Origin of the sequence: Nisaea acidiphila (assembly GCF_024662015.1) — a bacterium.
In the GTDB taxonomy this organism is placed as follows: domain Bacteria; phylum Pseudomonadota; class Alphaproteobacteria; order Thalassobaculales; family Thalassobaculaceae; genus Nisaea; species Nisaea acidiphila.
The window spans coordinates 2,290,396-2,313,130 of record NZ_CP102480.1 but is presented as its reverse complement, the minus strand read 5'-3'; the positions used below and the strand labels follow the sequence as shown (position 1 = coordinate 2,313,130).

Annotated in this window: 21 protein-coding genes; 19 read left to right on the top strand and 2 right to left on the bottom strand. The window is 64.0% G+C overall.

Features of this window, described 5'->3' with window-relative positions; translation table 11 throughout:
• Complete coding sequence (trpS, locus tag NUH88_RS10625; protein WP_257772036.1) at positions 1 to 1,002, top strand: tryptophan--tRNA ligase; 1,002 nt, start codon at positions 1 to 3, stop codon at positions 1,000 to 1,002.
• Here trpS and NUH88_RS10620 read toward each other — a convergent pair.
• Entirely contained in the window at positions 992 to 2,293 is a 1,302-nt protein-coding gene (locus tag NUH88_RS10620; RefSeq protein WP_257772034.1) for an adenylate/guanylate cyclase domain-containing protein, read from the bottom strand. The two genes, trpS and NUH88_RS10620, sit on opposite strands and share 11 nt — an antisense overlap.
• A 227-nt stretch (positions 2,294 to 2,520) precedes the next feature.
• Between NUH88_RS10620 and NUH88_RS10615 the strand changes: the two genes are divergently transcribed.
• Both NUH88_RS10615 and NUH88_RS10610 read left to right on the top strand, forming a co-directional pair.
• On the top strand, positions 2,521 to 3,078 hold the full coding sequence (locus tag NUH88_RS10615) for a NifU family protein (RefSeq protein WP_257772032.1): 558 nt from the start codon (positions 2,521 to 2,523) through the stop codon (positions 3,076 to 3,078).
• A gap of 121 nt (positions 3,079 to 3,199) precedes the next feature.
• Positions 3,200 to 4,180 carry a glucosaminidase domain-containing protein gene (locus NUH88_RS10610; protein ID WP_257772030.1) on the top strand — a complete coding sequence of 327 codons (981 nt, stop codon included), beginning with the start codon at positions 3,200 to 3,202 and terminating at the stop codon, positions 4,178 to 4,180.
• A gap of 33 nt (positions 4,181 to 4,213) precedes the next feature.
• Here NUH88_RS10610 and NUH88_RS10605 read toward each other — a convergent pair whose 3' ends face one another.
• On the bottom strand, positions 4,214 to 5,179 hold the full coding sequence (locus NUH88_RS10605) for a polysaccharide deacetylase family protein (RefSeq protein WP_257772028.1): 966 nt from the start codon (positions 5,177 to 5,179) through the stop codon (positions 4,214 to 4,216).
• Positions 5,180 to 5,415: 236 nt separating this feature from the next.
• On the opposite strand from NUH88_RS10605, the gene tsaB reads away from it, so the two are divergent.
• The 16 genes from tsaB (at position 5,416) to infB (ending at position 22,696) form a co-directional block, all read left to right on the top strand.
• Positions 5,416 to 6,105 carry a tRNA (adenosine(37)-N6)-threonylcarbamoyltransferase complex dimerization subunit type 1 TsaB gene (tsaB, locus tag NUH88_RS10600; protein ID WP_257772026.1) on the top strand — a complete coding sequence of 230 codons (690 nt, stop codon included), beginning with the start codon at positions 5,416 to 5,418 and terminating at the stop codon, positions 6,103 to 6,105.
• Positions 6,102 to 6,578: a ribosomal protein S18-alanine N-acetyltransferase gene (gene rimI, locus NUH88_RS10595; protein ID WP_257772024.1), complete on the top strand. Its 477-nt coding sequence runs from the start codon at positions 6,102 to 6,104 to the stop codon at positions 6,576 to 6,578. The genes tsaB and rimI overlap by 4 nt, the downstream gene beginning before the upstream one ends.
• A gap of 295 nt (positions 6,579 to 6,873) precedes the next feature.
• Positions 6,874 to 7,743 carry a GNAT family N-acetyltransferase gene (locus tag NUH88_RS10590; protein ID WP_257772022.1) on the top strand — a complete coding sequence of 290 codons (870 nt, stop codon included), beginning with the start codon at positions 6,874 to 6,876 and terminating at the stop codon, positions 7,741 to 7,743.
• Complete coding sequence (locus NUH88_RS10585) at positions 7,740 to 8,654, top strand: lysophospholipid acyltransferase family protein (RefSeq protein ID WP_257772020.1); 915 nt, start codon at positions 7,740 to 7,742, stop codon at positions 8,652 to 8,654. Before NUH88_RS10590 ends, NUH88_RS10585 begins: the two co-directional genes overlap by 4 nt.
• A 183-nt stretch (positions 8,655 to 8,837) precedes the next feature.
• Complete coding sequence (gene miaB, locus NUH88_RS10580; RefSeq protein ID WP_257772018.1) at positions 8,838 to 10,274, top strand: tRNA (N6-isopentenyl adenosine(37)-C2)-methylthiotransferase MiaB; 1,437 nt, start codon at positions 8,838 to 8,840, stop codon at positions 10,272 to 10,274.
• Positions 10,271 to 11,296: a PhoH family protein gene (locus NUH88_RS10575; protein WP_257772016.1), complete on the top strand. Its 1,026-nt coding sequence runs from the start codon at positions 10,271 to 10,273 to the stop codon at positions 11,294 to 11,296. Before miaB ends, NUH88_RS10575 begins: the two co-directional genes overlap by 4 nt.
• Before the next feature lie 65 nt (positions 11,297 to 11,361).
• Positions 11,362 to 11,886 carry an rRNA maturation RNase YbeY gene (gene ybeY / locus NUH88_RS10570; protein WP_257772184.1) on the top strand — a complete coding sequence of 175 codons (525 nt, stop codon included), beginning with the start codon at positions 11,362 to 11,364 and terminating at the stop codon, positions 11,884 to 11,886.
• A complete protein-coding gene (locus NUH88_RS10565; protein ID WP_308220096.1) occupies positions 11,883 to 12,851 on the top strand; it encodes a hemolysin family protein in 969 nt (322 codons plus the stop codon). The genes ybeY and NUH88_RS10565 overlap by 4 nt, the downstream gene beginning before the upstream one ends.
• Positions 12,848 to 14,461 (top strand): apolipoprotein N-acyltransferase, encoded by a 1,614-nt coding sequence (gene lnt, locus NUH88_RS10560; RefSeq protein WP_257772014.1) that lies wholly within the window; start codon positions 12,848 to 12,850, stop codon positions 14,459 to 14,461. The genes NUH88_RS10565 and lnt overlap by 4 nt, the downstream gene beginning before the upstream one ends.
• A gap of 194 nt (positions 14,462 to 14,655) precedes the next feature.
• Positions 14,656 to 15,039 (top strand): helix-turn-helix domain-containing protein, encoded by a 384-nt coding sequence (locus tag NUH88_RS10555; RefSeq protein ID WP_444329690.1) that lies wholly within the window; start codon positions 14,656 to 14,658, stop codon positions 15,037 to 15,039.
• 178 nt (positions 15,040 to 15,217) lie between these two features.
• The gene (metK, locus tag NUH88_RS10550; RefSeq protein ID WP_257772010.1) at positions 15,218 to 16,387 is read left to right on the top strand and encodes a methionine adenosyltransferase; all 1,170 of its coding nucleotides are present in this window, start codon (positions 15,218 to 15,220) and stop codon (positions 16,385 to 16,387) included.
• Between the two features lie 25 nt (positions 16,388 to 16,412).
• Positions 16,413 to 17,144, top strand: a complete 732-nt coding sequence (gene trmB / locus NUH88_RS10545; protein ID WP_257772008.1) for a tRNA (guanosine(46)-N7)-methyltransferase TrmB — start codon at positions 16,413 to 16,415, stop codon at positions 17,142 to 17,144.
• A gap of 162 nt (positions 17,145 to 17,306) precedes the next feature.
• On the top strand, positions 17,307 to 17,804 hold the full coding sequence (gene rimP, locus NUH88_RS10540) for a ribosome maturation factor RimP (protein ID WP_257772006.1): 498 nt from the start codon (positions 17,307 to 17,309) through the stop codon (positions 17,802 to 17,804).
• Positions 17,805 to 17,850: 46 nt separating this feature from the next.
• On the top strand, positions 17,851 to 19,425 hold the full coding sequence (nusA, locus tag NUH88_RS10535) for a transcription termination factor NusA (RefSeq protein WP_257772004.1): 1,575 nt from the start codon (positions 17,851 to 17,853) through the stop codon (positions 19,423 to 19,425).
• Positions 19,403 to 20,059 (top strand): RNA-binding protein, encoded by a 657-nt coding sequence (locus NUH88_RS10530; RefSeq protein ID WP_257772002.1) that lies wholly within the window; start codon positions 19,403 to 19,405, stop codon positions 20,057 to 20,059. Before nusA ends, NUH88_RS10530 begins: the two co-directional genes overlap by 23 nt.
• Before the next feature lie 51 nt (positions 20,060 to 20,110).
• Positions 20,111 to 22,696: a translation initiation factor IF-2 gene (gene infB, locus NUH88_RS10525; protein WP_257772000.1), complete on the top strand. Its 2,586-nt coding sequence runs from the start codon at positions 20,111 to 20,113 to the stop codon at positions 22,694 to 22,696.
• Positions 22,697 to 22,735 lie beyond the last annotated feature (39 nt).

Below are 22,735 nucleotides of genomic sequence, written 5' to 3'. Positions count from 1 at the left end.
ATGAACCGGATTTTCTCGGGCGTGCAGCCCACAGGTAACCTGCATCTCGGCAATTACCTCGGCGCGATCCGCAACTGGGTTCAGCTGCAGCGCGACTACAACTCGATCTTCTGCGTCGTCGACATGCATGCGATCACCATTCCGCCGCACGATCCGGCGGAGCTGCGCCGGGCCACCCGGGAAGTCGCGGCGGGCATGATTGCCTCCGGTATCGATCCGGACGAATGCATTATCTTCAACCAGTCCGCCGTGCCGGCGCATGCGGAACTTACCTGGATCTTCAACTGCGTCGCCCGCATCGGCTGGCTGAACCGGATGACCCAGTTCAAGGAGAAGGCCGGCAAGAACCGCGAGAACGCGACGGTCGGGCTCTACGATTACCCGGTGCTGATGGCCGCCGACGTGTTGGTCTACAAGGGTACGCACGTGCCGGTCGGCGACGACCAGAAGCAGCATCTGGAGCTGATGCGCGACACCGCTCAGGCTTTCAACTCGATGTACGGTGTCGATTTCTTCCCGCTGCCGGAGCCGATGATCTTCGGTGCGGCGACCCGGGTGATGAGTCTGCGCGACGGTACCAAGAAGATGAGCAAGTCGGATACGTCCGAATATTCGCGCATCAACATGACCGACGAGGCGGACGAGATCGCGCAGAAGATCCGCAAGGCCAAGACCGATCCGCATCCGATCCCGGAGACGGCGGAAGAACTGGCCGACCGGCCGGAGGCCAGGAACCTGATCGCGATCTATGCCGCGCTCGAGGGCTCCGAGACGGATGCAGTGCTGAAAAACTTCGCTGGCAAGGGCTTCGGCGATTTCAAGAAATCCTTCGCCGAACTCGCTGTCGAGACACTCGGCCCGATCGGTTCGGAAATGAAACGGTTGACCGAGGACACGACTGCCGTCGATGCGGTGCTGAAGAAGGGCGCCGAGCGGGCCCGCGAGATCGCCGATCCGGTCATCCGGGAAGCCAAGGAGATCGTGGGCTTTCTTAAGCCCTGATAGGCTCCACGCCGTAGGGCGTGAACACTTCCACCGGTGCGCGCAGCCCGCGCACCGGATGGCTGCCGAGGGTCTTCAGCGAAAGGGTGGCCATCCGGGCGATCGGCTCGGAGGCGACGATCGCGTAGCCGAGATCCTTGCCGAGACCCTGCAGCCGGCTTGCCAGATTGACCGCCGGCCCGATCACGGTGAAGTCGAGCCGGGTCGGACTGCCGATATTCCCGTAGCTGACATCGCCGACATGCAGGCCGAGCGCGTGCTCGATCCGGGGCTTGCCGTGCTTTTCCCGTAGCGCGTTCCGGCTGCGTAGCAGGGTCTGCGCCTCCATCGCGGCCTTCAGCGCTGCATCGGCTTCCCCGGCCGTGCTGTCGGGACCAAGCGGGAAGATCGCCAGCAATCCGTCGCCGATGAACTTCAGGATCTCGCCGCCCCGCTCTTCGATCGGCTGCGACATGATCTCGAAATAGTCGTTCAGCATCTCGATGATCTCGGCGCTGGGCAGCGCGTCCGAGGCCGCGGTGAAGCCGCGCACGTCGGCATAGAGGATCGCCGCCCGGATGGTTTCCGAGGTGCCGCGCCGGATCGCACCGTTCAGGACCCGGCGTCCGGTATCGCGGCCGAGATAGACCTCAAGCAGGTCGCGGGTCAGCTTCTGCCGCTCCAGGATTTCGATCCGCATGCTCAGGGCCGGCAGCAGCGTATCGAGGATGCCGAGTTCCCGGGCGGTGAACCCGTCGGGAGCATCCGACGCCCAGGTAACGAAATTCAGGTCACCGTTGCTGAATTTGAGCGGCATGGCGACATAGTCCGTCGCGCCTTCCTCCTTCAGGTCATGCAGCACCGGGAAATCGAGCGGCGTTGCCGGATCGGAGAGTTTACGGCGGATCGCAGCGGCCCCCTCGAAGATGACCGGCAGCGGGCTGCGCCGGAAGCTCTCGGTCTCCTCGATGCCGTGCAGAACCATCAACTCCTCCGGATCGCGCATCGTCTTGCGCCAGATCACCGAGCGGCCGCGGGCCTGGGGATGCAGGGTCCGGATGAAGCAGGTTGCGCGCAGCATGGGCATGCCCTGCGCGACGATCAGGTTGCAGAGGTCGCGCATTAACTCGCGCATCGACAGGATTCCGGTGGAGCGCTCCATGAGCCAGCGCTCGGGCGCCATGGTCAGATCCTCGGCCGAAAGGGAACTGCCGGGCGGCAGCGCGGTCTGGTGATCGGCGCCCTCGTGGGTGACCCGGACATGCGGCCGGATTGGGTCGATCTGACGTTCTGTGGCCGGTTTTGCTTTCAAGGGATCCGGGCTCCGAAGCGGAAAGACTGTCTTTCCTTGTGCCGTGGCGGCATTTCAATGATAAGGCAGCGCGTCCATGGCAAAAAGTGGCTTGAATTCGCTTCCCGCGGGGTCACTCTATATAGTACCGAATTGGTGCCCGGCGAGATGCGGGCCGCAGGACATGGCAGGACCGTCGCACGCCAAGAAGGCGCCGGCCGGGCCGGGTCCCCCAAGGAGAGAATGGGATGTTCATTCAGACTGAAGAAACGCCGAACCCGGCGACGCTGAAATTTCTGCCCGGACGGGACGTCATGGGCACCGGCACCGCCGAATTCCGTTCGGAAGAGGAAGCGGCCGGAAAGTCGCCGCTCGCGGAACGTCTGTTTGACGTGGACGGCGTGACCGGGATCTTCTTCGGCGGCGATTTCATCACCGTGGCCAAGCGCGACGACAAGGAATGGTATCTGATGAAGCCGGCGGTGCTGGGCGTCATCATGGAACATTTCACCGCCGGCCGGCCGGTTGTCACCGAGGATGCCGAAGCCGGGCACAATTCCGACGGCGAGGACAGCGAGGTCGTCTCGCAGATCAAGGAACTGCTCGACACCCGCGTCCGCCCCGCGGTCGCGATGGATGGCGGCGACATCGTGTTCGAGAGTTTCGACGAAGGTATCGTGACGCTCTACATGCGCGGCGCCTGCGCCGGCTGCCCGAGTTCGACCGCAACCCTCAAGATGGGTATCGAGAACATGCTCCGGCACTACATCCCCGAGGTCCGCGAAGTCCGCGCCGCGGCAATGTAAGAAATTCCAAGCAACACTAAATCGAATACCAGCTATGTGCGAAATGCGGTAGCTGACCATTTCCTATGCATATATCTAGCGGTATCATCGCTGTCGGCAGAATGTGGCAGCGGTGTTCCCAATGACAATTCAGCGTTCGAAAATGCCGTCATTTCATATGGCTGCGCTCGTTGCCGGCGCGGCCGCTCTTGCGACCCAGATATCTGTATTGGTGGAGCCCGAAAGCACGGCCCCCGTCCAGCGCGCGGCACCTGCCGTGCCTGCTGCGAAAATCCAGATTGTCGAGCCCGCGAACGCTCAAGCGCTTGAGCTTGTACTCGGGACCGTCGGATTCGATCTCAAAAACATCCGCCGCGGCGCGGATCCGGTCCCGGCGATCCATGTCGCGAGCCTGCCGCACGATCTCGGCTCCATCGATCAGGTCGATCGCAAGAAAAAGCTCTTCTTCTCGACCGTGCTGCCGCTGGTGCTGAGCGCCAACGACCGGGTGGCGCGCGACCGGGTGAAACTGGCGCGCCTGCGCGACCGTGCCCTGGACGGTGCTGCGCTGCATGACTCCGAACGGGACTGGCTGCTGCATTTGGGCGACCGTTATGGAGTCGAGTTGTCCGAAGATGGCGTCGACCGCGCTTTCCTGGACGGACTCATGCGCCGCGTCGATACCGTGCCGGTCTCTCTCGCTTTGGCCCAGGCGGCGGTGAAAAGCGGCTGGGGCTCGTCCCGTTTCGCCCGCAACGGCAACGCCCTGTTCGGGCAGCGCGCCTGGAGCGACGATGACGGCATCGTGCCGAAAGAGCGGACCGACGAGGAAGGCCACGTCGTGCGCAGGTATGACAGCCTGATGAGTTCCGTCGCGTCCTATATCCACAACCTGAATACTCATCCGAGCTACCGCGATTTCCGCTATCGCCGTGCGTCGATGCGCGCCGCAGACCGTCCGCTGGACGGCAAGCGGCTTGCGGGCGGCCTGACGGCCTATGCCGAAATCGGCGATCGCTATGTCGAGATTCTGCGGACCGTGATCGAAAAAAACCGGCTGGCGGAATTGGACGGCGCTCTGCTAGAGCGCAAGATCGTCACCGCAGCGAAGCGCAGCAGCTGATCTCCGGCTGATCCGGCGTCCGCCCGCCGTCCCTTACGGGACGACGAACTGGGTTCCGAACCAGCGCCAGCGATTGTCCGGCCCCGGCATCGTGCAGTTGATGCGGGACCGGCCCTGCGGGAACGGCTGCTTCAACCGGACCTCGACCCGTTGCTCGAGATATTCGAGATGGGTCTCGCCCTCGCTCGAGGCAAAGCAGGAGAGGCTCTTCGGGCTGCCGACGGAGGCGTCCAGCGTGAAGCCGAAAGCCGGCGGGTTTTCGGTAAGCAACGTGTCCTCCGGCAGGACGTCGGTCACCGGCAGGGGCAGCGCATTCGCGATCAGCCTGAATCTGTCGATCCCGCCATAGCGCTCGTTCAGGGCAAAGCGTGGCAAAGTGAAATGATCCATTCCGGTATAGGCGACACCGGAATGCTGGCCGAACGCAGCGCCGAACCCGACGTCGGCGACCGATTTCCGTACCAGAAGGCTGTATTCGCCATAGGGATAGGCGAACAGCTCAGGCTTTGCACCGAGCTCATCCACGAAGCGCTGGTTCGATTCCGCGAGCTCGCGGTCGAGGGCGAGTTTGCCCAGCGTGGTCATGTGCGGGTGGGATTTGGTCTGGCTGCCGATCGTGACGCCGCCGTCGCGCAGCTCCCGGATCTGGTCCCAGCTCATATAGCCTTTGACCTGGCGGTCGATCGCTCCGGTGGCAACGAACAGCGTGAATGGCAGCCCGGACGCTTTCAGGCGCGGCCAAGCGTGCTCATAGACCGAGAGATAGGCGTCGTCGACCGTGATCGCGATGGTCCGGTCGGCGAGCGGCAGGCCGGTTTTCAGCGCCTCGACGATCTTCGGCAGGGGCAGAACATGATAGCGCTCTTTCTTGAGCTCCTCGATATGCTCCTCGAACTGCTCGATCCGGATATTCGTCGACGGGAAATCGTTCTCGCCGAAACGGTGATACATGGTGACCACCGCGCCCGAGACCTCCTGCGCGGCGAGGGGTCCGGGCATCAGGGCGGAGACGCCCGCGAGCGCCAGACAGAAAGCGGTCAAAAATGTGCGGGCCGGTCCGCTCCGGAAGAAACCCAACGGACGCGGTCGGCGAAAGTGCGTACAACTCGGCATAGACGCTATATTCCTTTGCTGTCGTCCGCCAACGTGGTTTACAGGCAGCGATGCGACTGGAAAATTTGCACTTTCAGGCCGCATTGTCACTCTAACATACGCAATTCGCGGCGGAAATTAAGATGGCGTCTCGCCCCCGCACAATTCTCGGCATCGACAGCAGCACCGGCGCCTGCTCGGTCGCGCTCTGCCGCGAATCGGAACTTTTGGCGGTGCGCCGCGAAGAAATGACGAGGGGACAGTCCGAGCGCCTCGCGCCGATGGCCGGGGAAGTTTTCGAGGAAGCCGGTCTCGATTTCGGCGATCTTGACGGTGTCGCGGTCAGCCGCGGCCCGGGTTCCTTCACGGGAGTCCGAATCGGTCTCGCCTTTGCCAAGGGGCTTGGCCAGGCGCTCTCTGTCCCGGTCCTCGGTATTACCGGGTTCGACGCGGTGGCGCGCGCGGCGCAGGCTTCCGGCGCCGCCGCCGGAAAGCATCTCGCCGTCATTCTCGAAAGCCGCCGGGCCGAACTCTTCTTCCAGCTCTACGGCGCGAACGGTGCCGCCATGGGCGGTCCGGGCGCGCTGCCGCCGGAGGCGCTAGGCGAGAAGCTGGCGTCCCTTACCGGAGATTGTCCGATTGTTCTTGCGGGCGATGCGGCGGAAAAGGTCGCGGCGCAGCTCGGCGATGTCTGCGAGAGGAGCCCGGCGACGGTTCCCGATGCGGCGGAAGTTGCCGCGATCGGCCTGTTCCTCATGGAGACCGGCGGCGAGTGCGCGCCGGAGCCGCTCTATTTGCGGGCACCGGACGTCACGCGCCCGCGTTCTGCATGACGACCGGCCCCTCCTATTCGCTGGATCTCGAGCTGGCGCGGTATCTCGATGCGGCGGCGGATCTGCATGGCGCGCTCTTCGAGCGGCCCTGGAACCGGCCGGCACTCGAAGATCTGCTGTCGGTGTCCGGTACTGACGGCGCGGCGGCACTCGTCTCGGACCGCACGCCCCGGTTTGCCGGCTTCGTGCTATTTCGGACTCTCGGCGATTTTTCGGAGATTCTCACACTTGCGGTCGCGCCCGAAAACCGCCGCCAGGGGATCGGCCGGCTGTTAATGGAACAGGCCGTGCACGCCGCCCGCGAATCGGGCGCGGAACGACTCGTTCTGGAGGTGCAGGACGGTAACCGCTCGGCGATCTCGCTCTACGAGAGCCTCGGCATGACACCTTTCGACCGGCGGCGGAACTATTACAAATCGGGCGATGGCAGCCATGCCGATGCCATATTGATGCAGCTATTCTTGGACAACTGACGGTCTTCTCACCGGTGCAAAGGCCGATTCGACCGAGTCCCCCGGATTCATGCGGGTTTCGACTGCAACCAGACTGTCATGCGAATGTGTGAAAAATGTCATGGTTATCTCGGTATAAGCGGGCACCGGATGGGGTCGAAGGATGTCTGCCCGGTACTCGATCCGCGCCCCTGCCCAAGCGAATTCTCTAGCGGCGGCAAAGCGCGTACCCATATCGGACCTGAGAATAACGGCTAAGGCCGTCTCCGGCGGTCCGTCAGCCTGCGGCCCCCGACAAACAGGGATGCGACATATCATGGGATTCTCTATTCCGACACGCACGGCACTTTCCGAACAGGCACCTGTTTCCGTCGCCGGTTCCGACCGGCTGGGCGATCAGCCGCTGGTTTCGGGAACCCTGGAAGTCCGGCTCGCCGCGGGCCCGGAAGACGTCCTCGCGGCCAAACAGCTTCGTTACCGTGTCTTCTACGACGAGATGGGCGCCACCCCGTCGCCGGCGGCGCGCGACAGCCGCCTTGACGAGGACTCATTCGACGATGTCGCCGACCATCTCCTCGTGCTCGATCACCAGCTCGGCGACGGGCCGGAAGCCGTGGTCGGTACCTACCGCCTGATCCGCCGTTCCGCGGCCGGGACCGCAGGCGGTTTCTACACCGCAGACGAGTTCGACATTTCCAGGCTCGTGGCCCAGCCCGGCGAGATCCTGGAACTCGGCCGCTCCTGCACCGCCGCCGGATATCGCACCCGCCCGACCATGCAGCTGCTCTGGAAAGGCATCGCGGCTTACGTCTTCCAGAACGACATTTCCCTGATGTTCGGCTGCGCCAGCCTGCCGGGGAACGATGCCGAGGCTCTTCGAACCCAGCTCGCCTACCTGTATCACCAGCATCTCGCGCCGGAGCGGATCCGCGCGACGGCGCTTCCTGAGCGCTATCTCGAGATGGACCGGATGCCGGTTGAGGAGATCGATCTGCGCCGCACAGCGGCCGCGCTGCCACCGCTGATCAAGGGCTATCTCCGTCTCGGCGGCTATGTCGGGCATGGCGCCGTGGTCGATCACCAGTTCAACACGACCGACGTCTGCGTCATCGTCGAGACCAGCAATGTGTCCGACAAATATTACAAGCACTACGAACGCGAGGCGCGGGGAGTCTCGATCCAATGAGCGTCGTGGGGGCGCTTGAGGATCTGAACGAAGAGGATTTCCTCGCGGATCCCGGTTTGCTCGGTTCCTGGGAACGGAGTGCCGAACCGCTTGAGGCGGCCGGCATGGTCGCGCCCTCCCGCACCCTGCTGTGGCGCCGTCTGGCGCTTTACGGATTGCTGACCTGCTCCCTGCTGCCGTTGCAGGTGCTGTTCGTTGCATTGCGCTCGCCGGGCGCATCGGCGCTGCCGCTGTTCTACCACGGGCTCTGCGCCCGGCTGCTCGGTTTCCGGGTGAAGACCCGTGGGCGGCCGCTGACCCACGGGCCTGTGCTCTATGCCAGCAATCACGCCTCCTACTTCGACATCGTCGTGCTTGGCAGCCTGCTCAGGGCGAGCTTCATCGCAAAGAGTGAGGTGAAAGGCTGGCCCGGTTTCGGCCTTCTCGCGATCCTGCAACGCACGGTCTTCGTCGAGCGCCGTCGCGGCCGCTCGAAAGTGCATGCGAACGAGATTGGCGACCGGCTCTCGGACGGCGACCGGCTGGTGCTGTTTCCCGAGGGCACCAGCAACGACGGCAATCGCGTCCTGCCCTTCAAGAGTTCGATGTTCGCCGCGACCCAATCGAAAAATCCGGAAGAGCGGGTCGAGGGGCTGCGGGTGCAGCCGGTTTCGATCACCTATACGCGGTTGAACGGGATGCCGATGGGCCGGGGCCTGCGCCCCTTCTATGCCTGGTACGGCGATATGGATCTGGTCCCGCATCTGTTGGACGCGCTGGCGCTCGGCCGAGTCGACGTCGAGGTCGAGTTTCATCCGCCGCTGGACCCGGCCGAGTTCGGCAACCGCAAGGAACTCGCTGCGCATTGCGAACGCGCGGTCTCCCGTGGCGTCTCGCGCGCGCTTTCCGGCCGCGACGAGGCAACGATCTGATCGCGTTCTGCCGGGAAAAAGACCTGCCGCCCGGACGGTTCAGCGGCTTGACTGCGCGCCGCCCGGTGTTAGCATTTCCTTGATGAGAGAAAACGCACGCTGGAATTTCAGTTTCACACGGCGTATTGGTGCGGCCGTTTCCCTGAAATTCGGCTGTCCTCAGGACGGCAAGGCTGAGCGCGCGTGAGCAAGAAACTCTTTATCAAGACCTATGGCTGCCAGATGAACGTCTACGACAGTGAGCGTATGACGGACAGCCTCGTCTCCCTCGGATACGACCCGGTGACCACGCCCGACGACGTGGACATGGTGATTCTCAATACCTGCCACATCCGAGAGAAGGCGACCGAGAAGGTTTTCTCGGAGCTTGGCCGGATTCGCCGGGAGAAGGAGGCCCGTGCCGCAGAAGGCAAGCCTCTGCTGATCGCCGTCGCCGGTTGCGTCGCGCAGGCCGAGGGCGAGGAAATCGTGCGCCGCGCGCCTTTCGTCGATCTCGTCTTCGGGCCACAGACCTATCACCGCTTGCCGGAACTGGTACGCGAGGCGGAACAGAAGGCGGTCGAACGTCAAGCCGCGAGCGGCGGGCGGGGCACACGGGGGGCCGGAGTCGTCGACACCGACTTCCCCGTCGAAAGCAAGTTCGATTTTCTGCCGGAAGAGCGTCATGCCAGCAGCGCGGCGGCGTTTCTCTCGATCCAGGAAGGCTGCGACAAATTCTGCAGCTTCTGCGTCGTGCCCTATACCCGCGGTGCCGAGTTTTCCCGGCCGGTGGCGCAGGTTCTCGCCGAGGCGCGCCGCCTGGTCGCCTCAGGAACCGCGGAACTCACCCTGCTCGGGCAGAATGTGAATGCCTATCATGGCGAGGCGGCTGGCGGCGAATGGGGGCTCGGACGGCTGATCCGCGAACTGGCGGAGATCGACGGTCTGGAGCGCATACGCTACACGACCTCGCATCCGAACGATGTTGACGAGGAGCTTGTCGCGGCGCATCGCGACGTGCCGCAACTGATGCCGTACCTGCATCTGCCGGTGCAGTCCGGCTCGGACAGGGTGTTGCAGGCGATGAACCGCAAGCACGATGCGGCGGCCTATCTCCGCGTCATCGATCGGCTGCGCGAGGCGCGCCCCGATCTGGCGCTCTCCTCCGACTTCATCGTGGGTCACCCGGGCGAAAGCGACGAGGACTTCGCCGCCACGCTCAAACTTGTAACGCAAGTCGGTTACGCTCAGGCCTATTCCTTCAAATACAGCCCCCGGCCGGGCACGCCGGCGGCGGGGACGGACCTGCAAGTCGATGAAGCCGTGAAGTCAGACCGACTGGAAACCCTGCAGCAGCTTCTGAACGCGCAGCAGCTCGCTTTCAATGCGGCGTCCGTCGGCGCGGTGCAGCCGGTTCTGGTCGAGCGTACCGGGCAGAAAGACGGCCAGCTTGTCGGCCGCGGCCCCTATATGCAGGCGGTTCACTTTCCCGGCCCCGACCGGCTCGTCGGCAAGATCGTCGACGTTCGGATCGAATCCGGGCACGCAAACTCCCTTGCCGGAATGGCGGTCACCGGCGAATGGGACGGCGTTCCGGACCGCACGTCACGCAACCCTGAGCATGAAAGGGCGATTGCTTGAGCATCACGACCGAGGCTACCGACGTCATCCAGCTGGAATTCGCCGATCACGATCTCTTGCCGGCTCTGCTCGGCGACCACGACCGGAACCTCGCCCGTCTCGAGCAGAAGCTCCAGGTCTCGCTCTCCTGTTTCGGGAACAAGGTCACGATCGAGGGCGATGCGGACGCGGCGACCAAGGCTCAGTCGGCCCTGACCTCGCTCTACCGACGCCTCGAGGGCGACCGGGATGCCGGCAAGAAACTCAAGGCTCTCGATATCGGCACGGTCGACGCGGCGGTGAAGTGGGCCCAGAGCGAGGACGGCGTCGCCAACGGCAGCAGCGGGTTCAACGACCGCTCGGCCTTCGTTCCGACCTGGAAACGGGCGATTCAGCCGCGTTCGCCGAACCAGCATCGCTATATCCAGGCGCTGTCCCAGGACGAGCTAGTTCTCGGCCTGGGTCCGGCGGGTACGGGCAAGACCTATCTCGCTGTCGCCATGGCGGTCTCCATGTTGATGGAGCGCAAGGTCGAGCGTCTGATCCTGTCGCGGCCGGCGGTCGAGGCCGGAGAACGGCTCGGCTTCCTGCCTGGCGACATGAAGGACAAGGTCGACCCGTATTTGCGCCCGCTCTACGATGCGCTCTACGATATGATGCCGGGCGAGCAGGTCGAGCGACGTCTGGCGGCCGGCGAGATCGAGGTCGCGCCGCTCGCCTTCATGCGCGGGCGGACCCTGGCAAACTCCTACATCATTCTCGACGAGGCGCAGAACACCACGCCGACGCAGATGAAGATGTTCCTGACTCGTCTCGGGGAGAATTCGAAGATGGCGATCACCGGCGATCCCTCGCAGATCGATCTGCCGTTCGGCGCCAAATCCGGTCTTGTGGATGCCATGGGCGTGCTCGGCCGGATCTCCGGCGTCAGTGTCGTCGAATTTTCCGCCCGCGACGTTGTGCGTCACCCGCTGGTGACCAAAATCGTCAATGCTTACAATGATCGTGAATCCGCCCGTCTCGACGATGGGGCGAAGGATTAGGTGCAACAGAGGAGTATCCGCGCGTGCCCGACGAATCGGAGCCAGGAAGTAGTCGCTTCAGCGCTGTGGCTGAACAGGATCCGCCGGAGGACCCGGAGCAACCGGACTCTCATCTAGATATTGCCGTCGCCGTGCCGAACCCGGCCTGGACCGAGGCGCTGCCCGATGCCGAGGCGATCTGCGTGTCCAGCGCGGCCGCCGCGATCGGCAAGCCTCAAAGGCCGACGGAAGTCAGTATCGTCCTTTCCTCCGATGCGGATGTCCGGGACCTCAACCGGGATTTCCGTGGAAAGGACAAGCCGACCAACGTGCTGTCCTTTCCCTCCGGACTTGCATCCGGTGTTGGCGGGACCGATATGCTGGGCGACGTGATACTCGCCTTCGAAACGGTCGCCATGGAAGCGGAACGGGACGGCAAGACGCTGGATTCCCATCTGAGACATCTTGTCGTGCACGGCGTTCTGCATCTTCTCGGCTTTGATCACGAGACCGACGAAGAGGCCTCGGCAATGGAAGGGCGCGAGATCGAGATCCTTGCCGCTTTCGGTATCCGTGACCCCTACAGCCCCATCGTGGAGCCGGTTCGATGAGCGCCAATTCGGAGAACCGTCAGGCGGCGGCTGAGGAAGCGGCGGTTCCCGCGGTCGAGCCCGTCGATGCGCCGGAGCGGCGCGATCCGTCCTGGGGGCCGCTGAAGCAGATCATGAAAGCTTTCAAGATCAAACGGAACGGCGGCGCGTCGGTGCGCGACGCGCTGGAAGAACTGATCGAGGTCGACGGCGCGGGCAAACCCGGCGAGGACCTCGCCATCGATCCGCATGAGCGGGCGCTGATCCGGAACATCCTCGGCCTCCGCGACATCACCGCGCGCGACGTCATGGTGCCCCGGGCCGATATCACCGGCGTCGCGATCGATACTTCGTTGAACGATCTCGTATCGGACATGGTGAAGGATGCGCATAGCCGCGTGCCGGTCTATCGCGAAACCCTCGATGACGTCGTGGGCATGGTCCATATGAAGGATGTGCTCGCCCATATCCATGCCGGAAAGGACGTTCCGCTCAGCTCTCTGCTGCGCGAGGTGCTGTTCGTCTCGCCCTCGATCCGCGCGATGGATCTGTTGCAGGAGATGCGGCTGACCCGGCGTCACCTGGCGCTCGTCGTGGACGAGTTCGGCGGGGTCGACGGCCTGATCACGATCGAGGACCTGGTCGAGGAAATCGTCGGCGATATCGTTGACGAACACGACGTGGACGAGGGACCGAAGATCGTCATGGTCGGCCCGGATACAGCCATTGCCGACGCGCGCGCCGAGATCGAGGAGTTCGAAGAGCTTTTCGGCGAGGTGCTGGACGAGGAGGAGCGCGAGGAGATCGACACGCTCGGCGGCCTGGTCTTTTCGCTGGCCGGACGGGTCGCCGCCCGCGGCGAGCTGCTGACCCACCCTGCGGGCCTCGAATTCGAAGTGCTTGAAGGGGATTCGCGCAGGATCAAGCGCATCCGGATCCACCGGGTGCAGCCGGACGGATCGCAATTGCCCGAGGCCGCTTCGTGAGCACGGCGGCGGCCGCCGCCCGGCTGGGCGCGGGCGCCCGGACAAGCATAAACCGGCTGGCGGCCCTGACCGGGATTCGCAATCTGGCGGTCATGGCGGCGTCGGGCGCCGTCGCCGCGCTCGCGCTGCCGCCGTTCGGACTGCTTCCCGCGATTTTTGCGTTTGCGCCCCTGATGCTTTCGGTCGAGCGGCGGCAGAGTTGGGGCGGAGCCTTCGCGACGGGCTGGGCTTTCGCGTTCGGTCACCATGTCGCGGGGCTCTACTGGATCTCCAACGCGCTCTTGGTCGATGGCGACAGGTTTGCGTGGGCGGTACCTTTCGCGGCAGCCGGTCTTCCGGCAGGACTGGCGCTTTATGGCGGTCTCGCGGCACTGCTGTATTTCCGTCTCCAGCCGCGCGGCTGGCTCCGCGCACCGGCGTTCGCCGGCGCCTGGAGCCTTGCAGAGATATTGCGTGGAACTGTCGCGACCGGATTTCCCTGGAATTTGCCGGCGTCGGCCTGGACCTTTTCCGATGCCCTGATGCAGCCGTTGGCGCTGTTCGGTGCCTACGGATACGGTTTTTTCGTTTTGTTGTTCGCATTCTCGCCTCTGATGCTACTGCGCCGAGGCAGCGGCCGCACCGAACGGTGGGTCGGCGCCGGCTGCCTTTTGCTGCCCGTGGTGTTTGCCGGCTACGGCGTGTGGCGGCTCGATAGCGCATCGGAACCGGATGCGTCGGCGCCGACGGTTCGCGTCGTGCAGGGAAATGTTCCGCAGAGGGACAAATGGAAACCGGATATGCTCCGGGGGCATCTCGCGAAATATGCGATGCTGACTCGTCTCGGCCGGGCGGATGCAATGCCGGCGGGAATAGCGGAATTGCCCCCGCCGCGCCTCGTCGTCTGGCCCGAGACCGCGGTGCCCTACGCGCTCAACCGCGAGCCTGAACTCGCCGCTTATCTCGGTTCGCTGCTTCGCGTGCCTGGCGGCTTGCTGATGACCGGGGCGCCGTTGCGCGAACCGGTCGGTGGCGATGCGAATAAATCCCGCAATTTCAATGCGGTTGTTAGTCTGGATCCTGCCGGGGCGATGGCCGCGAGGCACGATAAATTTCACCTAGTACCTTTTGGGGAATACGTCCCTTTCAGCGAATGGTTGCCGCTCGGTCCTGTGGTGAGGACCGGAAGCGGCTTCACGGCCGGGACCGGGCCGGGAAGTTTCGCATATCCCGGGCTGCCGCGGATCGGTGCCCTGATCTGTTACGAGGTGATCTTTCCCGGGGCCGTCACGGCATCGGGCGGACCGCGGCCGGAACTGCTGGTCAATGTGACGAACGATGCCTGGTTCGGCGCCAGTTCAGGGCCTTACCAGCATCTGGCCGCCGCGCGTATGCGAGCGGTGGAAGAGGGCATTCCTGTGATCCGGGCGGCGAATACCGGCATCTCCGCTGTGATCGACGCCTATGGCCGCATCAGGGTCTCTTTGCCTCTTGAGGAAACCGGTACGATCGACAGTTCGTTGCCGGCGGCCCTGCCGAGTAAAACGCCCTATGCGCGCGTCCGTAATTCCACCGCGATACTTCTCGGCTTTCTGCCGCTTTTGGCTGTTTTTCTGCGCCGCTCCGTCTAGCGCTCTTTTTTCTTTTTTTCGGTAAGGCTTTCCTGTTGACTGCATACGTTTGTATGGGTAACTGGTTTTAACGCAATTTTAGATTAATGGTTTGGAACATGGAGCAACCGTCGAGTAAACGGCGCCCCGGTGGGCGGATGGCCAGCCTGGGGAAACCGAATCCGGTCGACGTCCATGTCGGATCCCGAGTACGCATGCGCCGCACACTTCTCGGGATTAGCCAGGAGAAGCTCGGCCAGGCGCTCGGCCTGACCTTTCAGCAGGTACAAAAATACGAGCGCGGGGCCAATCGTATCGGCGCGAGCCGACTGTACGATCTGAGTCGGGTGCTCGAGGTTCCGGTCAACTTCTTCTTCGAGGAAATGTCGGAGGAAGTACAGGACCAGTCCCCTGGCCGTCTCTTCGAGAAAGAGCGGGAACCCGAGGCATACCAGCTGCCGGACGACCCGATGAACCGGCGCGAGACTCTTGAGCTTGTGCGTGCATATTACCGGATTGCGGACCCCGAGGCGCGCCGGCGGCTGTTCGACCTCATGCGCTCCATCGCAAACAGTTTCGACGGCGAAGACTCGGAATAGTGCCGTCGGCGGTTTGTGCTTGACCGGGATTCGCAAAAGCGGCAGGTAGTCCTACCTCTCGGTGCCTTCGATAGATTCACCGGACAGAGTTCATGCGCGGCGGCCTCAAAAGGGCCGGGCGTTCACGGGTACGTTTGATGCCGGCATGAGCACAACTCATATTCTAGGAGAGCCCCCGTTGACTCAATCCGACTACGAATTCACTAGCGAATCCGTTTCCGAAGGACATCCGGACAAGGTCTGTGACCGGATATCCGACACCGTCGTCGACATGTTCCTGGCAGCGGATCCGTTAAGCCGTGTCGCTTGTGAGACGCTGGCCACAACCGACAAGGTCATCCTTGCCGGCGAGGTCCGCGGACCGGCATCAGTCACAAAGGATGCGATTGTCGAGTCCGCCCGCGAGGCGATCCGCGACATCGGCTACGATCAGGAAGGATTCAGCTGGAAGACGGCTGATATCGACGTTCTGCTGCACGAGCAGTCGACGGATATCGCGATGGGCGTCGACGCGGCCGGCAACAAGGACGAAGGCGCGGGCGACCAGGGCATCATGTTCGGCTATGCCTGCCGCGAGACGGACGCGCTGATGCCGGCGCCGATCCATTTCTCGCACCAGATCCTGAAATCCATGGCCGAGGCGCGCAAGTCCGGAGCCGAGAAAGGCTTCGGGCCCGACTCCAAGAGCCAGGTGACGCTGCAATATGCGAACGGCATGCCGGTTCGCGCCACCTCCGTCGTGGTTTCGACCCAGCATGACGAAGACATGGATCAGGACGAGATCCGCGAGCTGGTCCGGGGCCATGTACTGAAGGTTCTCCCCGAAGGCTGGATGTGCCCCGAGGACCATTTCTACGTGAACCCGACCGGCCGCTTCGTCATCGGCGGTCCGGTCGGCGATGCCGGCCTCACCGGGCGCAAGATTATCGTCGACACTTATGGCGGCGCCGCGCCGCATGGCGGCGGTGCGTTCTCCGGCAAGGATCCGACCAAGGTCGACCGCTCGGCGGCCTATGCCGCGCGCTGGGTTTCGAAGAACGTCGTCGCGGCCGGTCTTGCCGACAAATGCACCATCCAGGTGTCCTATGCCATCGGCGTGTCGCACCCGCTCTCGATCTATTTCGAGACCTATAACACCGGCAAGGTGGACGAGGCGAAACTGGCCTCCGTCATCCGCGAGATGGTCGATCTCTCGCCGCGCGGTATCCGCGAGCGGCTCGCGCTCAGCAACCCGATCTACAGGCCGACCTCGGCCTATGGCCATTTCGGCCGCGAGGATGGTGGGGACGGGCACTTCACCTGGGAAAAGCTCGATCTCGTCGACGAGCTGAAGAGCGCTTTCGCTTAACGGCAAACGAGGACGGGACTGAACCGTGCCCCCGGGCAAGGACATTCCGAAAGACATCGTACAGCGCGACCGCGTCTTCTATGGCAGAAGGCGCGGTCGGCGCTTGCGCGCGGGTATGGAAGCGCTTCTGGAGGAGCGCCTTCCGGAGCTCCTTGTGGAGCTGCCGGGCACGCCGGACGCGATGCTTGATCCCCGGACATTGTTTCCGCCGGAAACGCGGGGGATCTGGCTCGAGATCGGCTTCGGCGGCGGCGAACACCTCGCGGCCCAGGCCGAGGCCAACCCGGATGTTGGTTTTATCGGCTCGGAACCCTTCATGAACGGTGTGGCGAGCCTGCTCCGACATTGCGAGGACCGCGGCCTTTCGAATGTCCGGATCTATCCGGACGATGTGCGCGACCTGCTTGCGGTTCTGCCGGACGGCTGTCTTGACCGGATTGCTGTACTTTTCGCCGATCCCTGGCCGAAAAAGCGCCACCATCCGCGCCGCATCATCCAGCACGGGACGATCGCCGACTTCCATCGCCTGCTGAAACCGGGCGGGGAGCTGAGACTGGCGACAGACGACATGGGTTATTTGCGCTGGATGCTGGCGCGGGCGACCGCGCACCGTGGTTTCCGTTGGCTTGCCCGGGGACCGCAGGACTGGCGGCTGCGGCCGGAAGATTGGCCGGAGACACGCTACGAAGCGAAAGCGCGCGCGCAGGGACGGCAACCGGCCTTCATGCGGTTCGAGCGTCTCGATACCGGCGGTTGATCGAATTTTCTTGAAGCATCCGCGCACTCCGCTATATTGATTTCTCCATTACATGACCCAATCGGTAACGCTGATAGGGTGGGCCAACGGCCCACTTTTTTTTTGTGTTTTCCGAGGGGTAAATCGTCCGGCCCCGGCCGGACGGACCATTAGAGGACACGGGTGACGCAGCAGCTGACCGAGCGGATTGCCGCGATGATTGGCCCTTCGATCGAGTCGATGGGATACGACCTCGTCCGGGTGAGTTTCACCGGCGGGAAGAGGGCGGTCCTGCAGATCATGGCCGAGCGCACCGACCGGAACCAGATGACGGTCGATGACTGCGCCGATATCAGCCGCGCCATCTCGCTGATCCTCGATGTCGAGGACCCGATCTCCGGGGAATACAATCTGGAGGTCAGTTCGCCCGGCATCGACCGGCCGCTGGTGCGGCCCGAGGATTACAACCGGTTCGCCGGCTTCGAGGCCAAGATCGAGCTCGAGGTTGCGGTGGACGGGCGCAAGCGGTTCCGGGGCGAAGTGCTCGGGGCCGCGGATGACGGAACCGTGGCGATCGAGCAGGACGGGGAGCGGCTGAGCTTTCCCTTCGCTTCGGTCCGCACGGCGAAACTGGTTTTGACCGATGCTCTGATCGACGCCGCCGAGCGCGGCGAGATCTGAGAGACGGTCAGGGGCAAACGGAAGTAACGGCAAGAAGACGCGACCCATGGAAACGGCAACCCAACCCAAGCTTGAACTGATTCAAGTCGCCGATGTCGTTGCGCGCGAAAAAGGCATCGAGCGCGACGAGGTCCTTGAGGCGATGGAGCAGGCGATTCAGAAAGCCGGCCGCTCCAAATACGGCCACGATCACGATATCCGGGCCAATATCGATCGCACCAGCGGCGCCATCGAACTGGTCCGCGTGACCGAGGTGGTCGACGAGGTCGAGGACGAGATGACCCAGATCACGGCCGCCGCCGCGCAGAAGCGGGATCCGGCGCTGAAGGTCGGCGATCTCATCGTCGACCCTCTGCCACCGATCGATTTCGGCCGTATCGCCGCGCAGACCGCCAAGCAGGTGATCGTGCAGAAGGTGCGAGAGGCCGAGCGGGCCCGCCAGTACGAAGAATTCAAGGACCGCGTCGGCGAGATCGTCAACGGCATCGTCAAGCGCGTCGAGTTCGGCAATGTCACCATCGATCTCGGCCGGGCCGAGGCGGTGCTGCGGCGCGACGAGTTGCTGCCGCGGGAAAGTTTCCGCAACGGCGACCGTGTCCGCGCCTATATCTACGATGTGCGCGAGGAACCGCGGGGCCCGCAGATCTTCCTTTCCCGCACCCATCCGCAATTCATGGCCAACCTGTTCAAGCAGGAAGTGCCGGAGATCTACGACGGCATCATTGAGATCAAGTCGGTTGCCCGCGATCCGGGCAGCCGCGCGAAGATCGCGGTGATCTCCTATGACGGCAGCATCGATCCGGTCGGCGCCTGCGTCGGCATGCGCGGCTCGCGCGTGCAGGCCGTGGTCGGCGAACTGCAGGGCGAAAAGATCGACATCATTCCCTGGTCTGACGATCCGGCGACCTTCGTGGTCAACGGTCTGGCCCCGGCCGAGGTCAGCAAGGTGGTTCTGGACGAGGAGCAGCGCCGCATCGAAGTCGTGGTGCCGGACGATCAGCTCAGCCTCGCCATCGGGCGCCGCGGTCAGAATGTGCGGCTCGCCTCGATCCTCACCGGCTGGGATATCGACATCCTGACCGAGGCCGAGGAATCCGAGCGCCGTCAGGAAGAGTTCAAGACCCGGTCGAAGACCTTCATCGACTCCCTCGATATCGACGATGTGATTGCGCATCTGCTGGTTGCGGAAGGCTTCACGTCGGTCGACGAGATCGCCTATTCGCCGCTTGAGGACCTCATGGGGATCGAAGGCTTCGATGCCGACATCGCCGAGGAACTGCAGAACCGCGCGCTGGCTTTTGCGGAGGCCGAGCGCAACCGTCTGCAGGATCGCAGCGCCGAGCTCTGCGTGGCCGAAGACCTGCTGGCTTTCGAGGGCCTTGCGCTCGCCAATATCGTGGCGCTGGCTGAGCAGGGCGTGAAGACGCTCGACGATCTGGCCGATCTGGCCGGTGACGAGTTGATCGAGATGCTGCCGGACGCGGGTCTCGACCAGAATACGGCAAACGACGTTATCATGGCGGCCCGGGCGCACTGGTTCGAGGACGAGGAGTCCGAAGACGGCGCGGCCGACGCCGATGCCGAAGCTGGGGAGGCTCATGACGAGACCCCGGCCACATGAGCGTGCCGCTCTAGAGGATAGCAGCGGACGCGGCGATCGCCGGTGCATTGCCACCGGCGAAAGCGGCGATGCGGAGAACATGATCCGGTTTGTCATCGGGCCTGACGGCGCGGTGGTCCCGGACCTTTCCGAGAAGCTGCCGGGCCGGGGCCTCTGGGTTTCGGCAAGCCGTGACGCCCTTGCCGAGGCAAGCCGGAAACGGGCCTTTTCGCGGGCTGCGAAGCAGAAGGTTACGGTCCGGGACGATCTGGTCGAGGCGATCGAAGCCATGTTGGTGGCCTCGATCCAGTCGCTGATCGGTCTGGCGCGCAGGGCCGGTGCGGCCATTGCCGGCCATGCCAAAGTCGAGGATGCGCTTCGTCATCACAAGGCCATCCTTCTGCTTGAAGCGGCCGACGGCGCCGAGGAGGCGCGGGAGAAGCTGCGGCGGCTCTCGGACGGCCTGCCGTCGGCGGCGCTGCTGACCCGCTCCGAGCTGGGAGCGGCGTTCGACCGCGAACAAACAGTGCATGCGGCCATCCTGGTCGCAGGCGACCATTCGAAGGGCCTGACGGCCCGTTTAAGGCGAGAATTTGCACGACTCGCGGGATTCCGGGGCGATATTTCTCGACTCGGCTTGGAAAACAACGGCTAGGGGTGTATTGAGGCCCCTGCCCGGTATTACGGAAAAGACGCGCGACCGATAATGACAACGAGCAACGACACTGATCGCAAGAAACTGAGCCTGTCCGGACGGGGGAAACTTTCCCTCGGAAAATCCGTCGACAAAGACTCGGTGAAGCAGAGCTTTTCCCATGGCCGTTCCAAGACTGTTCAGGTGGAACGGCGGCGCAAACGCGTCGGCGGTCCTGGCGGTCCTGGCGGGGCCGGTGATTCCGGAGGCCTGAGCGCGGAGGAGCGGGAACGCCGCACCCGGGCACTGAAAGAGGGCCTGAAGCAGCAGGAAGCCGCGCGTTCCGAGGAACAGGCCGCGCCGACGGTCGCCGAGACGCCGGCCGAAGCCGTGCCGCAGCCCGAACCCGAACCTGCGCCGGAACCGGTCGATCGCCGTCAGGCCGAACTCGAGGAAATGCGCAAGATTGCCGACGCCGAAGGCAAGCAGCGCGAGGAAGAAGCGGCCCGTCTCGCCGAGGAAGCGGCTGCCCGTGAAGCGAAAGCCCAGGCTGAGCGCGCCGCGACCCGCGCCGCCGAAGCGCGCCCGCAACCCGCGGCGGCCCCGGATGCGGGTGGGCCCGCTCCGGAAGAGGATGCCGATGCCCGGCGCGGCAAGCGCCGCGGTGGTGGCGGCGGTGGCGGCGCGGATCGCCGTCCGGCCCCGGCCCCGGCCCGTCGTGGCGAACAGCGCCGCCGGTCCGGCAAGCTGACCGTTTCCCAGGCACTGGACGATCGCGGCGGCGAACGTTCCCGCAGTCTCGCTTCCGTGCGTCGCGCCCGTGAGCGCGAGAAGCAGCGGATGCGCGAGGAGAACGGCGAGCAGGTCAAGCAAGTCCGCGAAGTCGTCATCCCGGACGCGATCACCGTGCAGGAACTGGCCAATCGTATGGCCGAGCGTGCCGGTGACGTCATCAAGTCGCTCATGAAAATGGGCATGATGGCGACCATCACGCAGTCCATCGACAGCGACACCGCCGAACTGGTGGTGGCCGAATTCGGCCACAAGTCCAAGCGAGTCTCCGAATCCGACGTCGAACTGCAGCTCCAGGGCAAGGAAGACTCGCCTGAGGACCTGAAGCCGCGGGCGCCGGTCGTGACCGTCATGGGTCACGTCGATCACGGCAAGACCTCCCTGCTCGACGCGCTGCGCCGTTCCGACGTTGCGGCCGGCGAGGCGGGCGGCATTACTCAGCATATCGGCGCCTATCAGGTGAAGGTGCCGTCCGGTGCGAGGATCACCTTCCTCGATACGCCGGGCCACGAGGCCTTTACCGAGATGCGCGCGCGCGGCGCGAACGTCACCGACATCGTCGTCCTCGTCGTGGCCGCCGATGATGGCATCATGGCGCAAACGGTCGAGGCCATCCGCCACGCCAAGGCGGCGGGCTGCCCGATCATCGTCGCGATCAACAAGTGCGATCTGCCGGACGCCGACCCGAACCGGGTCCGCACCGAGCTGTTGCAGCATGAGATCGTCGTCGAGGAAATGAGCGGTGACGTGCTCTCGGTCGAGGTTTCGGCAAAAACCCAGCAGGGTCTCGACAAGCTGGAGGAAGCCATCCTCCTGCAGGCCGAACTGCTCGAGGTTAAGGCCAATCCGGACCGTCGTGCCGAAGGTGCCGTGGTCGAGGCGAAGATGGAGAAGGGACGCGGTTCCGTCGCGACCGTTCTCGTCACCAAGGGTACCCTCAATGTCGGCGACATCTTCGTTGCCGGCGCCGAATGGGGCCGCGTCCGGGCGCTGCTCGACGATCGCGGCCAGCGCGTGAAGTCTGCCGGCCCGAGCACGCCGGTCGAGGTTCTCGGCCTGCAAGGTACGCCGGTTGCCGGCGATGAGTTCGGTGTGGTCGAATCCGAGTCGCAGGCACGTGAGATCGCCGAGTATCGTCAGCGGGTGCTGCGCGAGAAGTCGGCCGTCGCCGGCGCGCGCGGTTCCGTCGAGCAGATGCTGTCCGCGATTGCGGCGGGTCAGGCCGAGGAACTGCCGGTGGTCATCAAGACCGACGTGCACGGCTCGCTCGAAGCCATCCGGACCACGCTGGAGAAGCTTTCGAACGATCAGGTCGCGGTGCGCATCCTGCATGGCGCGGTCGGCGCCATCAGCGAGTCCGACATTACCCTTGCCAAGGCCTCGGGCGCCCTTGTTCTGGGCTTCAACGTCCGTGCGGTTCCGCAGGCGCGGGACATGGCACAGCAGGAAGGTCTCGAGATCCGCTACTACTCGATCATCTACGAGCTGATCGACGACATCAAAGCGGCGCTCACCGGCATGCTGTCGCCGGATCTCAAGGAAGAATTCCTCGGCAATGCCGAGATCCGCGAGGTCTTCAACATCACGAAGGTCGGCAAGGTCGGCGGCTGCATGGTCACCGAAGGCATGCTCCGCCGTGCGGCCAAGGTGCGCCTGCTGCGCGACAACGTCGTGATCCACGAGGGCACGCTGAAGACGCTCAAGCGCTTCAAGGACGAGGTCAAGGAAGTCCGCGAAGGCTACGAGTGCGGCGCGGCGTTCGAGAACTACAACGATATCCAGGTCGGCGACTTCATCGAGTGCTTCGAGGTGAAGGAAGTCGCGCGGAGCCTGGAATCGGTCCAGCAGGCCAGCACCTCGTCGTAAGGCGGGGTTTGACTGTCACAGGCTGACGGGAGCTAGAAA